The following is a 15,828-nucleotide window of genomic DNA, read 5'->3' as shown; positions in this document are numbered from 1 at the left end:
GATGGGCGCGTCCGGGGGGCCCGTCCACGAGGCCCTCGCCGCACTGCCGCTGACGGACCATCACTGCCACGGGGTGGTCACCGGCGCCCCGGCCGCCGAGGAGTTCGAGTCTCTGCTCACCGAGGGCGAGATGTGGCCCGGCAGCGGCATCACGCCCTTCGACAGTCCGGCGGGCATCGCCGTACGCCGCCACTGCGCGCCCTTGTTGGACCTGCCCCGGCACGCGCCCGCCGAGCAGTACCTGCGACGCCGGTCCGCGCTGGGCCCGTGCGAGGTGAACCGCCGCTTCCTGACCGCCGCCCACACGGACGTGTTCTGCGTCGACACCGGCTTCGCCCCGCAGCCCGTCACCACCGCGGCCGAGCTCGCCGAATGCGCCGGCGACGGCGCGGTGGCGTACGAGGTGGTGCGGCTGGAGAGCGTCGCCGAGGCCGTGGCGGCGCGGGGAGTGGAGCCGGACGAGTACGCGCAGGCGTTCCGGTCCGCCGCGGAGCGGGCCGTGCGGCGGCCGGGCGTGGTGACGGTGAAGTCGGTGGCCGCCTACCGCACGGGATTCGACCTGGACCCGGCCCGGCCCGGGGCGGCGGAGGTGACCGAAGCGGCCCGGCGCTGGTCGGCGCGGGGCGGCCGGCTGGCCGACCCCGTCCTGGTACGCCACCTGCTGTGGACCGCCGTCGACCTCGGCCTCCCCCTCCAGCTGCACACCGGTTTCGGCGACGCCGACATCCGGTTGCACCGGGTGGACCCCACCCGGCTGACCGACTGGCTCCATCTGGTCGCCGGCACCGTCCCGGTCCTGTTCCTGCACTGCTGGCCCTACCAGCGTCAGGCCGGGTACCTGGCGGCGGTGTTCGAACAGGTTTACCTGGACCTGGGCCTGACCCTGCATCATGTCGGCCCGGCCCGGGCACGGGCGGTCCTGGAGGAGGCGCTGGAGATCACACCACCACGCAAACTGCTGTACAGCTCCGACGCCTACGGTGTCGCCGAGTTCTACTGGCTCGGCGCGCTGGCGTTCCGCCGGGGCCTGGCCGAGCTGCTCCAGGACCGGGTGGACGCCGACGAACTGAGCCTGCCCGACGCGCTGCGGTTCGCGCGGTGGGCGGGAGCGGACAACGCCCGCCGGGTCTACCGGCTTTCCGACAGCCACTGAAAGTATGATCAAACAATGTCTGACATGACCGAAACCACGCCCGGTTGGCTGAGTTCCGACGACCTCGAACAGGCGCGTGCCCGCATGCCGATCCTGTACGTCGAGGCCGTGCCCGTCCGCGTCGCCGACAACGGGGAAGTCGTCAGCATCGGACTGCTGCTGCGGATCGGACCGGACGGTACGGTCAGCCGCACCCTCGTCTCCGGCCGAGTGCTGCACCACGAGCGGGTCCGGGACGCGCTGCTGCGTCACCTGGAGAAGGACCTCGGCCCGGTGGCGCTCCCCCGGGTCCCGGTGTCCCTCCAGCCGTTCACCGTCGCCGAGTACTTCCCGACGCACGGCGTCACGCCGTACCACGACCCGCGCCAGCACGCGGTGTCCCTGGCCTACATCGTGCCGGTCACCGGTGACTGCCGGCCGCGCCAGGACGCCCTGGACCTGGTCTGGTTCAGCCCCGAGGAGGCGGCGTCGCCCGCGGTGCAGAGCGAGATGCCCGGCGGTCACGGGTTCCTGCTCCGCCAGGCGCTCGCGCACGCGGGTCTGTCGGCGTCCTGACCGGCCGCGTCGTCGTCTCCCGCGGACCCGGCGAAGCCCCCGCCTCGTCATCCTGCGGGCGAGGCGGGGTCCGGTGCGCGGTCAGTGCAGGTCGGCGCGCGCGGGCTTGTCGTGGACGGGCCCGTCACCGACGGGCCGGTCGCCGAGGAAGCCGCCCGACTGGTGCTGCCACAGCTTCGCGTACGCGCCGTCGGCCGCGAGCAGCTCCTGGTGGGTGCCCTGCTCGACGATCCGTCCGTGATCGAGGACGACGAGCCGGTCCATGGTGGCGACCGTGCTCAGCCGGTGCGCGACCACGAGCGCGGTCCGCCCCTCCATCAGCCGCCACAGCGCCTCCTGGACGAGGATCTCGCTCTCGGAGTCGAGGGCGCTGGTCGCCTCGTCGAGCAGCAGGATCGGCGCGTCCCGCAGGATCGCCCGGGCGAGGGCGACCCGCTGGCGCTGTCCGCCGGACAGCTTGACCCCGCGCTCGCCCACCATGGTGTCGAAGCCGTCCACAAGCCCGTCGGCGAACTCCGTGACGTGCGCCGCCTCGGCCGCGCGCCGGATCTCGGCGTCGGTGGCGTCCGGCCGGGCGAAGGCGATGTTGTCCCGCAGTGAGCGGTGGAACATCGCCGGGTCCTGCGGCACGTAGGCGATCAGGCCGCGCAGGTCGGCCTGGCGCAGCCGGCTGATGTCCTGGCCGCCGATCAGGATCCGGCCGGCGTCGATGTCCGTCATCCGCAGCAGCAGCCGCGTGAGCGTGGTCTTGCCCCCGCCGGACCGGCCGACGAGACCGATCCTCGACCCGCTCGGGACCGTCAGGTCGAGGCCCTCGAACAGCGGCTCCGCGCCGGTGTGGGCGAACGTCACCTGGTCGAACCGGACGTCGGCGGACCGGGACAGCAGCGGCTCCGGCGACACCGGGTCGAGCACGGTCGGCGAGGTCAGCAGCAGTTCGGTGAACTGCGCGGCCTCCGTCAGCGAGCTCTCCAGACGGCGGTAGATCTGATTGAACTCGAACATGATCCGGGTCGCGTTGGAGTAGTACGTGAAGGCGACCACGACCGTCTCCACGCTGTGTCCGCCCCCGCCGAGGGCGACCGCGAGCAGCAGACCCAGCGCGTTGGTCAGCACCGACATCGGCGCGACCAGCGTGTCGATGCGCAGGTTGCCGTAGTCCCACGAAAGCAGGGTGAGCCGCCTCGACTCCGCGACGCGGGAGCGGTGTTCGGCGGCCTCGAGTTCCTCGGCGGCGAACGCCCGGACCGTGTCCATGTTCATCAGGCTGTCGGCGACATGGCCGGAGACCCGGGCGATCGCCTCCTCGCGCTGGTCGACGAGCGCCTGACGGCGCCGGATGAGGGGCACCACGCACAGCGCGGTCAGCGCGATCATCACCAGAAGGCCGACGACGAGCAGCGGTTCGTAGCGCCACAGCACCACCGATCCGAACAGCAGCGGCACGCAGCTGCCCATGATCTGGAAGGTCATCGTGTCGACGACCTCCTCGAATCGGGAGGCGAAGCTCAGCACCCGCTTGGTCAGCGACCCGGCGAAGTTGTCGTGGAAGAAGGCGGCGTCCTTGGCGAACAGCTCGCCCATGCCGATCACGTAGAGGTGCTCGATGCCCAGGGCGTCGAGGCGGTTCAGACAGTGCAGGCCGGCCCGCCACAGCGCCTCAGCGCACAGCAGGGCCCCGGCGAAGGCGAGGACGTACGGCAGTGTCGAGCCGGAGTCCATGCCGGAGCCGTCGGCGATACGGCCGACGAGCTTCGCGACGACCAGCGGCGCGAGGTAGTTGATACCGATGTTGCCCAGCGCCGGCAGCAGCATCGCGGGCGCCGCCAGCAGCCTGAGCCGGACCAACTCCCGTCCGTAGTATCGAAGGACGAGCAGCACCGGGCCCCTGCCCGGCGTGGCAACGCGCGATTCAGGCGATCCCATGCCCACCTCGTGATCACGACGACGGGGCCCTCGCGGCTCGCGGCGATGCCGACGTGCCCCGACGGGCCAGGCCAGGAATCGCAGTGTCCCGCGACGACACCCGCAGTCCAAGCGAATTTCCCGACGGGCGGCCCCACGCGACCTGGCGCGCAAACGCGACCAGCGGGCCCGCCCGTATGGGCAGACCCGCTGGTCGACACCGTCGGGACGACAGGATTTGAACCTGCGACCCCTTGACCTTCGCTTGCGGTGCGCTCTTCGCAAGTTGTGCAGTACGCCGAGCACCGGTACCTGCAAATGGCACGGCGCCCGCGGCCGTTCGAGAGCTTTGCCCAGCCCTTCGAGACAGTCAAGCGCAGGCCGTTGCTCTTCAAATTTCTTCCGCCCGCCAGGGGCGCCGGGCCTCCGTAGATCAACTCCCCTGCCAAGGGCATCCTCCGGCGCCCAACAACGGCAACCGCGAAGACGAATGACGTCGGTGACCACGCTCTGTGCGCCGTACGCCGCCCTCACGCGCAGCTGTCGGACTCGCAGCAGCCATCGGCTGCTACAAGCGATACATCCGCCTCACCACATAGGACACAGTCCAAGACCGCCCTTTCGGGGACATCACACTAGGGTGATTCCTTCGGATCGCCTGACGGGCGGATGATGACGGCGGCTAGGTGGGGCCGACGCAGCGTCAGTCGGTCCCCTTCTTCTCGAAGCGGCGGCTGCGATTGTTCTCCAGCGTCTCCAACTGGAACCACTCCGGGTGCGCGTTGACCCAGCGGTTGAACTGCTCCTGGTTCATGCCCTGCTCGGCGGCTTCCAGAACGAGTCGGCGGTTTTCTCTGCCCCGTACGTGGCCGTATTCCGGAGTCCCCTCGATGACTTCCAACGTGTTGGCATCGAGGAACTTTCCGTTCAGCGTCTTGGCCGCCTTCCTGATGGTTGCCTTCGTCGCCTCCCACAAGTTCGGGCGGCCGAGTCCCAGGGATGCGAAGACCTTCCCTTCTGCCACTTTCGTTTTCTCTGCCTCTTCCCGGTATCCCCCCAGCGCGTCCTGCTCCTTCAGCTCGGCCACCACCTCTTGGGCCGCGGCCAGTTCCCTCTGTGCGGCTGCATGGGCATCGCTGCCGGCCGGGCTTCCCGCGACCTTCCGCTTGAGCTCGATGACCTTTCTCACCGCCGCGAACTCGGCCTCCTTCAAATCGGCGATCTTCGTCTGGATCTCCGTCATCGCCGCCGACAGTTCGTTCAACTGCTTGCGAGCCTGCTCCTCCAGAGTCCGGCGCCGCGCCCCCACCATCCTCTTCTTCATGAAGGCCTGCTCTTCGGCGAGCGCCTGGCGGGCCTGGCTTTCGGAGCCGAAACTCTTCTTCCCTTGTTCGATGGCCGATTTCAGCTGTTCCGGATTCTTGGCTGCCGCCACCTTCTCGACGGAGCCGTCGACGCCCTTCACGAAGGTGTCGACCTTCTTCGCCGCCTCCGCCGGCGCTTCCTGCAACGCCTGGAGCGTGTTGCGCCGGAGCTGCTCCGCGATGTTCGCACCTTCCGGCGTCGCCGCCGCCATCTGCTGCATTCCCTTTGCCTGCGCGGGCGGAATGCCGAGATCGGCAAGCTTCGGGTCGCCGTCGGCCAGGTGCTGCACAAACTCCTCGCCCGACATGGCCTCCACGTACTTCGCCTCCGCCGCGACTTCGTTCGTCTGCTCCGCCAGGGCCTCGGGCAACCCCCGCTTCGACGCGCGGAGCTTGCCGAGCAGGTCGGCCTTGACGCCCTGCCATGCCGGACCGATGCCGCTCTTCTCCAGCAGGGCCTTCTGCGCCGCGCTCAGCGCCGCCCCCACGTTCTGGTAGCGGCCCGGCAACGGCAAACGGGCGACGATCTTCGCGACCACCATCAGCGCCAGCATCAGAGTGGCCATGACGATCTGGACCTGGGCCGCCGCCGCCCCGGCCGTCTGCTTCTTGAGCTCCTCGGGACTCTTGGCTTCACCCGCGGCCTTGATGCGCAGTTCGGATTCCGCCGCCGACACCGCGATGGTCGCCGCGGCCGTCGCAAGACCGAACGCGGCCATTTCGATCAGGTTCACGCCGGGTACGAACAGGAGCGCGACGAACACCACGGAAGCGGCGGCTGCCACGTACTTGTTGTAAGCGCCTGCGGCGCCCGCGAGACGGGCGTAGACGCCTCTCTTCCCGTCGGCAGCCTCCTTCACGTCGTCGACGATCCTTGCAGCCGTCTTGTCCAGGCGGACCATTCCCTCGGCCATACCGACGGCCGTTTCTCCGGGGTGCTCCGCCATGTGTTCCAGCTGGATGCTGCGCTGTTCCGAAGCGACTTCCCGAGCCAACTCCTCTTTCTGGGCGACACTCATGTTGGCGAAGTTCTTCTCGTCGAACCGGCTCCACGTCTTGGCCAGCTTCTGCTCAAGGGTCTCTTCCTTGCCGGATCCTTCTTTCCCGGACGCGGCTCCCTTTCGCTCGGCATCCGCCTGCGCCTTGATGTTGGATTTGAACTCGACATAGGCGTCGATCGATCGTTCGAACGCGTCCAGGTCGGATGCGAAGTGCTTGGCCAGCGGCTTGTACACTTGCTGATCCTCCGGCGCCAGCCGATCGAGCTTCCTCGCGATGCGCATGACCTGCTCGAGGGTGGCTTCGTTGCGCGATGCCGCATCCTTCAACAGGGCCTTGACCGGCTCCGACAACGCGTCGAACTCGGCCTTCAGCTGAGCCGGACTCTCCACCGGCTTCTGCTCGCCCACCTGGCCTCCTTGACCTTGGCCCGGCAGGTGGGAAACGATGCGGAAGCCGATGATCACCCCTGCCGCGTTGAAGATGGAAATCGCATCGAGCACATGGGTGTGAATCGCCGTCGGTCCGGTGCCGCTGACCTTTTCGAAGTAGTAGCCGTCCCCGGCGAAGCGCCAGGTGTCGTCGTACAGGCCGGGTTTGAGGATGCCGCGCCGCAGGAGCTCTGCCTCGAGCTTGTCGCCATCGGGGTCGGCGAGGTAAATGACGAAGCCCCTTTTCGGGGACACCTTGGTGGCTCCCTGGGCCGGGGCCTGCTGTCTTTGGAGCGTCGGACGCGCACCCGCACCGCGGGCTTCCGTCTGCTGAGCCACATGGGTCAGCTCGTGGGCCAGCAGGCGCCGTCCCTCGCGAGTGGCCGGCGCATACATGCCCGGGGCGAAAGCGATGTGCCTCCCGACGGTGTAGGCGAGGGCCTGGACGCTTTGGGCCGACCGCGCCGCCTCGGCATCGGTGTGAACCCGCACCCCCGAAAAGTCACGTCCGAAGCGCTGCTCCATGAACGCCCGCGCGTCAGGTTCCAGGGGCTGTCCCGACGAGCGCACGACGTCGTCCACCTCTGTCGGCACGGCGGTGGACGCTGCCGGAACCATTGTTGCCCGCTGAACCCCGGTCCCGCGCTCAGGAGGGTGTGGTGGCGGCGACCCGGACGGGGCCCCGCCGACCACGTGCTCCGCCGCCCGGTCGGCTTCCTGCTCGAAGACGTCGCCGGACGATCGTGCCGCCAGCCGTGGCTGAAGCTGATCCGCCGTGGCAGAGCACACCGGGACACGGGTGAAATCCTCGATGCGGAGCAGGTACGAGGCATCAGGTGGTCCGGAGGCTCCGTTGGTGGTCCGTTCCCCTGTGATGGCCGCCCCCGGCGATGCGGAACGGGACTGGGACTGGCTCTGGGGGCCGCTGGGCGACCTAGGGGCGGGGCGATGCTCCGGTTGCGGCGTCGTATGCGGTGCGGCATGGGTTCTGGACACGGTGCATCCCGGAGAATTGTTTGACGCTGTCCTCGGCGTCCCGACGTCAGCACATCGATGATGGCGCCCTGATCGTTGGATCGATCCAAATCCAAACCGTCCGCCCGCGTGGCGGCAACCTCAAGTCCGGCGCCCGGCGTCAACCGGACACCGCCGGAGTGACCGGGGCGACCGACGGCTGGTACTCCAGCAGGACTTCCGCATTCCTCGTGGTCAACGGCCTGGCGGTGGGGAGAGAAGCGGGGGTGGGGCATAGCTGGGACGGCCTTGGGCTGGCCTTCCACCCAACGTGTGACCGCGCCGTACTGCAGGCCGCACTGGTGTCAGGCGATCATGCTCGCCAGCATCTAGTCGAAGGATCCACCGTCCCGAATCCGGCTGCCAGGTCCGTACAGCGGCCAAGGCAGGCGCCGTCCGTCGGCATGGCGGCGATCAGCCCAAAGACATCACTCCAGAGAAGGAAAGTCCTCTCCCCTGCTCCCCACCCGCCGCGCAGTCCGCATACGCTGCGTAAAGGATCTTCGAACAGCGTCATTCACCGTTCGCGCCTGCGCGGCCGCCTCGGCTTGCCGGAGCCCCGCCGGCAGATGCCCCGGGAAGGCGGCGTATCCGGGCTGGAGAAAAGAGGCTTCCATGCCTGTGAACACCACCTATCCCGGCGTCTATATCGATGAGGTCAAGAGCGCGGTCCGGACCATCACCGGAGTTCCGACCGCTATCGCCGCGTTCGTCGGATACGCGTCCCGCGGGCCGGTAGACCGACCAGTGCACATCACCGGCTGGGCGGACTACGAGAACGTTTTTGGCGGCCTGCACTCGGACAGTCCTTTGAGCTACGCCGTCTACCAGTTCTATATGAACGGCGGCAGTGAAGCCGAGATTGTCAGGGTGGTGGGCGAATCCGTTCCCGTGGCGCTCCCCATTGGTGGCTCCCAGCGGGCAACTGGCGGCGCCGCCACCCCTACCGCCCCTGAGCCCGATCCTGGGGACAGGGCTCCCGAGGCCCCGGCAGCTGCTCGCTCCCGCAGGACTCCCGGCCTCCTGGCCGCCAGCCCCGGTTCCTGGGCACTGAATCTTCGCGCCCGGGTCGACCACGACACGTCCGAAGACCCGAAGCTGCCCCTCAGCAAACGCAAACTGTACAACCTGACCATCCGCGACACCGGAACCGGCGCTGAGGAGCGATATCTCAACGTCAGCATCGACAGTGACAGCCCGCGGAGCCTCGCAGACGTGCTTGCCACGTCCCGGCTGGTCAAGGTAGACCCGGAAAATCCCGTCGTGGGGCTGCCCCCCGAGAACGACGAACCGGAAACGCCCGGCGCCGACCCCTTCGCCGACCCCGAGAAGTCGGACGAGGGCAAGGCACGCGAATGCTTCACCGCCCCGCCCAAAGGCAGCCCCCCTGCCGACGTCATGCCTACGCTGGACAGTTATCTGCACGCAGAGAACGACAAGACAGGCCTCTACCACCTGCTCAAGACAGACATCTTCAATCTGCTCTGTCTACCTGGCTGTTATGACCATCTCGGCAGCCAGGACGCGGTGAAAGCACTTCAGGACAGGGCACTCGAGCTCTGCGTCGCCCGGCGTGCCATCCTCCTGGTGGATCCACCGTGGGAATGGATCCCAGAAGCAGGGGGCTCCGCTCTTTCCCTCGACGTGGTCACGAACAACACCGCGCCGAGCCTCCCCTCCGGAGACTCCACGAAAAACGCCGCACTGTACTTCCCGCGGATCATCGCACCGGATCCCCTGCGCCAGGGTGCGACCAGGCCCTTCCCACCCTGCGGCGTCATGGCCGGCGTTCTCGCGCGGACCGACGTGCAGCGCGGCGTGTGGAAGGCCGCGGCGGGCACGGACGCCTCACTCAACGGCGTCAGCGAGTTGGAGGTGCCGCTCACCGACCTGGAGAACGGCCGACTCAACCCTCTAGGCATCAACTGTCTGCGTCGACTGCCGGCCGTGGGGCCGGTGGCCTGGGGCGCGCGCACCATGCGGGGAGCGGACCGTCTCGCCGACGAATGGAAGTACCTGCCGGTGCGCCGACTTGCCCTGTTCGTCGAGGAGAGCCTCTTCCGTGGGACCCAGTGGGTGGTGTTCGAGCCCAACGACGAGCCGCTGTGGGCGTCGATCCGACTGAACGTCGGGGCGTTCATGAACTCGCTGTTCCGTGCGGGTGCCTTCCAGGGACGGACACCCCAGGAGGCGTATCTGGTCAAGTGCGACCGGGAGAACAATCCGCAGAACGACATCGACCGCGGGATCGTCAACGTCCAGGTCGGCTTCGCCCCGCTGAAGCCGGCTGAATTCGTGGTCGTCCATATTCAACAGCTCGCCGGGCAGATCCAGGTCTAGGAGGACGGCTGATGCCGGAAATCACGCGCCGGGACCCTTTCAAGAACTTCCGGTTCCGGGTGAAGTTCAGCGGATCCACCGAGTACATCGCGGGAATCAGCAAAGTCAGCGGGCTGAAGCGGACCACCGAAGTCATCAAGCACCGTGACGGCGGCGATCCGGGGAGCAGCCACAAACTTCCCGGCCGAACCGAATACGAGGCCATCACGCTGGAACGCGGCTGCACCGTCGACACGGCGTTCGAGGAGTGGGCCAACCGAGTGTGGAGCCTGCGGAACTCGGCAGGAGGCCTGGAGACCTCCCTCAAGGACTTCCGCCGCGACCTGATCATCGACGTGTTCGACGAGGCCGGTCAGCAGGTGCTCTCGTACTCCGTCCACGACTGCTGGGTCTCGGAGTACCAGGGTCTGCCGGACCTCGATGCCAACGCCAACGGCGTCGCCTTCGAGCACATCAAGCTGGAGCACCACGGTTGGGTACGGGAGCGCACGAACCCGCCGCAGCAGCCGCAGTTCAGTGACACGGCCTCGGGGTGACCCGATGAGGCCGGAACTCACCGAGGTCCAATTGCTCAGTGTGTGGGAGACCGGAGACGGGCAGGCAGCGCCTGCCCGCGCTCTCCTGCTCGCCGCGGCAGCGGCATCGCCCGGCGAAGCAGTCGCCGACCTCCCCCTTGCCGACCTGAACGCGCTGCTGCTCGACCTGCGCGAGGCGTCCTTCGGTGCCGCCTTGCCTTGCGCTGCCGATTGCCCGAACTGCGACGAGCCTCTCGAGGTCTCGGTCACCACGGACGAACTGCGCCCGCCGGGGCGACGGAACGTTCCGGGCCCGAGACGTGATCCGGCCACGCTGCTGGCCGAGGGGTACGAGGTCACGTACCGCGCACTCACCGGACGAGATCTGCTGGCTGTCGACCCCGCTTCCCCCGAAGCCCGGCGTACGTTGCTCAGCCGCTGTGTGGTCGACACGACCCCCGCAACTGACGACCTACCGGAAGGGGTCCTCGAAACAGTGGCGCAGCGCCTCGCCGACCTCGATCCAGGCGCCGACACAGTCCTCCCGCTCACCTGTCCGTACTGCCGACACGCCTGGACTGCGGCGCTCGACGTCGCCGACTATCTGTGGGCAGAGGTCGAGGGGTATGCGCGTCGCCTCCTCCATGAAGTGCACACGCTCGCCTGTGTGTACGGATGGTCGGAGTCCGAAGTCCTCGCTGTAAGCCCGGCCCGGCGCAGGTTCTACCTGGCGGCGTCGGCCGGATGAGCGACTTCATCGGCCGGCTGCTGCAGGAGCCGGGCCCAAGGCTGCGGCCGCTGCTGCCGAACGTGTTCGACGCGGCGGCGCCACGCCTGCAGACGGACGGCGATCCCGTTCCTCCTGCGTTTGTGGAACGGCGCCCCCCGGCGCTTGCCGTCCAGGAACCACGTGCCTCCACGCTGTCGGCGCCGGGACCAGGGCCACAACTCCGGCACGAACCTGCGACCGAATCACGGCCGGATCAGGAGCCAGCACCTAGGACGGCTCCGGAAGCAGAGCAGGGGCCACGGACGGCGACGGCAGCCGGTGCGCCCCCTTCCCCTGGCCGACCGCTGCCCCGGGCAACGTCCAGGCCTACAGACGTGAGCGAGGCCCTCCCAGGCTCTGGCATGCACACCGACCCCCCTTGGGCCGACATCTCCCCGCGGCGCGGACCGGCCCCACAGCCCGACCCCGGACTGGCGTTGGACAGCAACCCAGGCCCCGGAGCCGGACCCCGCCCACGATTCCCCCTCGCGCCGGCAGCATCGATCGAACCGGGCTCGGATGCCCCACTCGGGCCGTCCGCCACCCGTGCGCCGGGCATCCCTACGAGACCGACGACCACCTTTGCGTCGAACACCCCCACTAGACCGCCTTCCCCCCTGGGAGCGGCCATCACGCCAGGTGCGGCCGACACTGGGGACCGCAAGGTCGTCGCAGAGCCAAAGAACCGCTCGTCACCGACGCCGAAACGGGCGTCCGTGGACGGCCTTCAGGGCGGAATCGGCTGTCACTTCGTCGTGCGGGCCGAGGCGCGGGTTGCCCATACCCAAGAAGCAGCGGCCTCCGCCCAGAGCGACGGAGCCCCGCCTGGCGATGAGCGAGTTTCACCACCTGCCACAGAGACGCCCGAAGCCGACCTACCTGTACACAGCGTTCCGCCTTTCGCTCCGGGAGCCCAGCCTGGCCCATCGGGCGACCATGCCCACACCTCCCACTCCGTACGGCCCGCGGTCACACCCCTTGCCGTCACGGCGCCGCCCAGGGAGGGGCGGGCGCCTGGCACACCGAAGGCCGCCGAACCGGTCGTACGCATCACCATCGACCGGCTCGAGGTCCGAGCCGCCCCGCCACGAGCCGCCCCACCCCGTTCAGCTCCCAGGCGGCCCCAGCTCAGTCTCGATGAATACCTGCGGGGGCGGTCGTGAGCGACGCCTTCGCTGTCGCCGCAGTGACGGAGACTCTCCGCGCCATCCTGCAGGGCGCGGTGGGCCGCATGGTGCCCGGAATCATGGTGACCGCCCATCCCCCTGACGAAGCGTTCACGGAGCATCCCTCCGCCGGACTCAACATCTTTCTCTACCGGACATCGATCGACGGTGGGTGGCTCAACGCCGACCCCGACGGCACGCGCCCCGGTGAGACCCGCCGCCCCATGCTCCCTCTGGTCCTGCACTACCTGGTCACGCCGTACGCGAGCGGGGACGCGGGAGCTTCGGCCGCGGACCGCATCCTCGGCGCCGCGATGTCGGCCTTGCACGACCACCCCGAACTCAGTCCGGACGACCTCAAGTCCGCCGCTCTCTTCAGCAACCTCCACCAGCAGAGCGAGCGGGTGAGAATCACTCACGTCCCTCTCGGCGTCGAAGACAGCACCAAACTGTGGACCGCGTTCCAGAGCCAGTACCGCACTTCGGTCGCCTACGAGGCCCGCGTAGTGCTGATCGACAGCACGCTGCCGGGGCGGGCTCCCCTGCCAGTCGTACGCCGTGGCGAGGACGGCAGAGGCCTTGAGGCCGCCGCCAGCGCCGCCGACCGTTGGCCGGCCCTGGAGGCGGTCACTGTGCCGGTCATGCTGCCCGGGGAAGATCTGGTCCTCACAGGGAACCAACTGGACTCCGGTGTCCCGTCTCTCCGCCTCACTCACCCCTTGCACGGCAATCGCCTTGTCCAGGACGTCCGGAACGTCGGCGGCACCGAGGTCCGTGCCCACCTCCCCGACGATCTCGCCGCCGGCACCTGGTCGGTGACACTGGTGCTCGCGGCGGCTGACGGAAGGGAACAGACCACGAAGGCCCTCCCGGTGAGCATCGCTCCGAGGATCACGAGCAGCCTGCCGTTGTCCGTCATGCGTGATGCCAGAGGCACAGCGTTGCTCACGGTGACGTGTCAATCCTCGGCGCACCCCGATCAGCGCGTCGAATTGCTTGTCGGGGAATTGCCGGTACCAGCGGATCAGTTCGATCAGGCCACCCGTACGCTCCACTTTCGGATGGCCGACGTGCGGCCCGGCCGGTACGCACTGCGACTGCGGGTCGACGGTGTAGACAGCCCTCTGCTGGATGCCGACTCCGCGCAGCCGCAATTCGCGGCCGACACAGCGGTGGTGGTGACATGACGACCGCTTCCGCCTCCGGGCCCGAGATCCCGGCCGGTCCCCTGTGGGCACCGAATTCCAAGTCGACGCAGGACCGCGAGGACAGCTGGCAGGCGGACAACAGCCGGTATCTGTCGGCCGCGCTCGCATGGCTACGGCTGGCGCTCCGCGCGCACATCGAGACGCGCTCCGAACCCCCCGTCGTGACCGTCACCGAGGAAGAACTCAAGACTGCTGAGAAGGACATGGAACACGCGGCGGAGGCCCAGCCTCCCCCCGCCCTGATCAGTCTCGGCGGTCTTCTCGGACTCTCCTCCTTCGAACTGCACACGCTGCTGCTCTGCGTGGCCCAGGAGCTGGACCCCTCGGTCGCCGACCTGTGCGCCCAGGCCCAGGGCCGCCCCATGGTGTCCGGCCCGACCTTCGCGCTGGCTCTGTCCCTCTTCCCGGAGCCCGCCTGGGACGTCATGTCGCCGTACCGCGGGCTGCGCTTCTGGCAGCTCGTGGAGATCAGCCGGACGGCCGAACAGCTCCTGGTGACCAGCCCACTGCGCGCCGACGAGCGGATCGTGAACCACGTCAAGGGACTTGACTATCTCGACGACCGCCTCGAGCCCTTCCTGACAGCCGTGGAGTCGCAGGCCGCGCCAGCCGGTCTTGCGCCGTCCCAGCACTCCGCCGAGGAGGCGATCACGGAGTGCTGGCGGCACACACCCTCCTGGGCCGGGGGTCGACTCCCTGTCATCCAGCTTCTCGGCGCCGACCGGGAGAGCAAACAGTCAGTGGCCGCGCAGTCCGCCGCCCAGCTGGGTCTGCTGCTGTACAGGCTGCCGGCAGGGCTGCTTCCCGAGCCGACGGCGGAACTCGAGAGCATCGCGAGGCTCTGGCAGCGGGAGGCCCTGCTGCTCCCGTTCGCCCTCTACCTCGACGCGGACGATACCGAGTTCGTAGGCGGCACAGACGGCGCAGGCGACCGGTTGGTCGGGCGCTTCCTGCAGCGCAGCGGCGGCCCGTGCTTCGTCGCGACCCGGGAATTGCGGCCCGACGTACCGGCTCCGACGTCGGGGGTGGACATCGCACCGCCCCCGATCGCCGAACGTGCCGCCACCTGGAGGACAGCGTTCCCGCCGAAGGACGCGGACCGGCTGGCCGGCCAGTTCGCGCTGGGCCTGTCCGCGATCCAGGAGATCGCGACAGCGTCGGGCACCGACCCCGACATCGCCTGGCGCGCGTGCCTGGCCCGCACCCGGCCGCGCCTGGGCGCCCTGGCCCAGCGTCTGGAGCCGAAGGCCACCTGGGACGACATCGTGCTGCCCGCCCAGGAGGCCGCCCTGCTGCGGCAGATCGGAGATCAGGTGGCGCAGCGCTGCACGGTCTATCAGAACTGGGGTTTCGCAGGGACACACAACCGGGGACTGGGTATCAGCGTCCTGTTCACCGGTCCGAGCGGTACCGGCAAGACGATGGCCGCCGAGGTCCTGGCTCGGCATCTGAGCCTCGACCTCTATCGGGTCGATCTGTCGGCGGCCGTGAGCAAGTACATCGGCGAGACGGAGAAGAACCTGCGCCGACTGTTCGACGCCGCCGAGCCAGGCGGTGCGATCCTCTTCTTCGACGAGGCGGACGCACTGTTCGGCAAACGCAGCCAGATCAAGGACTCCCACGACCGGTACGCCAACATCGAGGTCAGCTATCTGCTGCAGCGAATGGAGGCGTACCAGGGCCTGGCCATCCTCGCCACGAACTTGCGCCGGTCCCTGGACACCGCTTTCCTGCGACGGTTGCGGTTCATCGTCCCCTTCGCCTTCCCCGACACCACGCAACGCCGCGAGATGTGGGCACGGGTCTTCCCGGCCTCAGCCCCCGTCGACGCCCTCGACCTGGACCATCTCGCCGGGCTGCCGCTGAGCGGCGGAATGATCCGCAACATCGCTCTCAATGCCGCCTTCACCGCCGCCGGCGAGGGAACCGCGATCGGGATGGCGACGGTCCTGGCGGCCGCCCGGACGGAACTGCGCAAGGTGGAAATGCCGCTGTCCGAAGGCGACTTCGTCTGGGACGGCTCGACGGGGGTGACGTCATGAGGATCGAGCTGCACATCGGACGACTGATCTTCGACGGCATCGCTCCCGGCGACACTGCTGCTCTTCGTACGGCCCTGGAATCCGAGCTCGGCGACCTGCTGTCCCGCGACCCGGTCGCCCCCCGTCAGGACCAGCAACCGCACCGCGCCACCCCGCCAACGATTACCGCCGCAGCGGATTCGGCCGCCTTCGGACGCCATATCGCCCGCGCGGTCCACGGCAGCCTGCGCTTGCCGCTAGGGGGAACGGGATGAAGGAACGCGCTTCCCGAGCGAACGATCAGCCTTCCTCGCTGACCTCAGAGCAGATCCGTCCTCATGAAACGGCGCCGCATCCGGCTGTCGCGGACAGTCGGTGAAACCGGGCT

General features: G+C 68.6%; 10 protein-coding genes. 8 read left to right on the top strand and 2 right to left on the bottom strand.

Annotation, left to right across the window (positions count from 1 at the left end; genetic code table 11):
• Position 1 precedes the first annotated feature (1 nt).
• Both ACFV0T_RS32115 and ACFV0T_RS32110 read left to right on the top strand, forming a co-directional pair.
• The gene (locus ACFV0T_RS32115; RefSeq protein ID WP_385786848.1) at positions 2 to 1,153 is read left to right on the top strand and encodes an amidohydrolase family protein; all 1,152 of its coding nucleotides are present in this window, start codon (positions 2 to 4) and stop codon (positions 1,151 to 1,153) included.
• 24 nt (positions 1,154 to 1,177) lie between these two features.
• Positions 1,178 to 1,708, top strand: coding sequence for an NUDIX hydrolase family protein (locus ACFV0T_RS32110; protein ID WP_385786845.1), 531 nt, complete (start codon positions 1,178 to 1,180; stop codon positions 1,706 to 1,708).
• Between the two features lie 81 nt (positions 1,709 to 1,789).
• Here ACFV0T_RS32110 and ACFV0T_RS32105 read toward each other — a convergent pair whose 3' ends face one another.
• Both ACFV0T_RS32105 and ACFV0T_RS32100 read right to left on the bottom strand, forming a co-directional pair.
• Positions 1,790 to 3,634 carry an ABC transporter ATP-binding protein gene (locus ACFV0T_RS32105; RefSeq protein WP_385786843.1) on the bottom strand — a complete coding sequence of 615 codons (1,845 nt, stop codon included), beginning with the start codon at positions 3,632 to 3,634 and terminating at the stop codon, positions 1,790 to 1,792.
• A gap of 682 nt (positions 3,635 to 4,316) precedes the next feature.
• Positions 4,317 to 7,001, bottom strand: coding sequence for a DUF4157 domain-containing protein (locus tag ACFV0T_RS32100; protein WP_385786842.1), 2,685 nt, complete (start codon positions 6,999 to 7,001; stop codon positions 4,317 to 4,319).
• Positions 7,002 to 8,036: 1,035 nt separating this feature from the next.
• On the opposite strand from ACFV0T_RS32100, the gene ACFV0T_RS32095 reads away from it, so the two are divergent.
• The 6 genes from ACFV0T_RS32095 to ACFV0T_RS32070 all read left to right on the top strand — a co-directional run bounded on the left by ACFV0T_RS32095 (position 8,037) and on the right by ACFV0T_RS32070 (position 15,715).
• A complete protein-coding gene (locus ACFV0T_RS32095) occupies positions 8,037 to 9,761 on the top strand; it encodes a phage tail sheath C-terminal domain-containing protein (protein WP_385786839.1) in 1,725 nt (574 codons plus the stop codon).
• Positions 9,762 to 9,772: 11 nt separating this feature from the next.
• A complete protein-coding gene (locus tag ACFV0T_RS32090) occupies positions 9,773 to 10,297 on the top strand; it encodes a phage tail protein (protein ID WP_385786836.1) in 525 nt (174 codons plus the stop codon).
• A gap of 4 nt (positions 10,298 to 10,301) precedes the next feature.
• The gene (locus tag ACFV0T_RS32085) at positions 10,302 to 11,024 is read left to right on the top strand and encodes a hypothetical protein (protein ID WP_385786833.1); all 723 of its coding nucleotides are present in this window, start codon (positions 10,302 to 10,304) and stop codon (positions 11,022 to 11,024) included.
• Between the two features lie 1,180 nt (positions 11,025 to 12,204).
• Positions 12,205 to 13,398, top strand: a complete 1,194-nt coding sequence (locus ACFV0T_RS32080; protein ID WP_385786830.1) for a DUF4255 domain-containing protein — start codon at positions 12,205 to 12,207, stop codon at positions 13,396 to 13,398.
• On the top strand, positions 13,395 to 15,461 hold the full coding sequence (locus ACFV0T_RS32075; protein WP_385786827.1) for an ATP-binding protein: 2,067 nt from the start codon (positions 13,395 to 13,397) through the stop codon (positions 15,459 to 15,461). Before ACFV0T_RS32080 ends, ACFV0T_RS32075 begins: the two co-directional genes overlap by 4 nt.
• Complete coding sequence (locus ACFV0T_RS32070; protein ID WP_385786825.1) at positions 15,458 to 15,715, top strand: hypothetical protein; 258 nt, start codon at positions 15,458 to 15,460, stop codon at positions 15,713 to 15,715. Before ACFV0T_RS32075 ends, ACFV0T_RS32070 begins: the two co-directional genes overlap by 4 nt.
• Positions 15,716 to 15,828 lie beyond the last annotated feature (113 nt).

The organism is Streptomyces sp. NPDC059582 (assembly GCF_042735715.1).
GTDB lineage: Bacteria > Actinomycetota > Actinomycetes > Streptomycetales > Streptomycetaceae > Streptomyces.
Note: the sequence above shows the minus strand (reverse complement) of the source record. Positions and strands in the feature narration are given on the sequence as shown.

What these genes read in the sequence shown, in the direction of transcription:
- ACFV0T_RS32075 (WP_385786827.1), top strand. Translation starts at nt 13,395, where the DNA reads ATGACGACCGCTTCCGCCTCCGGGCCCGAGATCCCGGCCGGTCCCCTG.
- ACFV0T_RS32070 (WP_385786825.1), top strand. Translation starts at nt 15,458, where the DNA reads ATGAGGATCGAGCTGCACATCGGACGACTGATCTTCGACGGCATCGCT.
- ACFV0T_RS32105 (WP_385786843.1), bottom strand. Translation starts at nt 3,634, where the DNA reads ATGGGATCGCCTGAATCGCGCGTTGCCACGCCGGGCAGGGGCCCGGTG.
- ACFV0T_RS32090 (WP_385786836.1), top strand. Translation starts at nt 9,773, where the DNA reads ATGCCGGAAATCACGCGCCGGGACCCTTTCAAGAACTTCCGGTTCCGG.
- ACFV0T_RS32115 (WP_385786848.1), top strand. Translation starts at nt 2, where the DNA reads ATGGGCGCGTCCGGGGGGCCCGTCCACGAGGCCCTCGCCGCACTGCCG.
- ACFV0T_RS32110 (WP_385786845.1), top strand. Translation starts at nt 1,178, where the DNA reads ATGACCGAAACCACGCCCGGTTGGCTGAGTTCCGACGACCTCGAACAG.
- ACFV0T_RS32085 (WP_385786833.1), top strand. Translation starts at nt 10,302, where the DNA reads ATGAGGCCGGAACTCACCGAGGTCCAATTGCTCAGTGTGTGGGAGACC.
- ACFV0T_RS32095 (WP_385786839.1), top strand. Translation starts at nt 8,037, where the DNA reads ATGCCTGTGAACACCACCTATCCCGGCGTCTATATCGATGAGGTCAAG.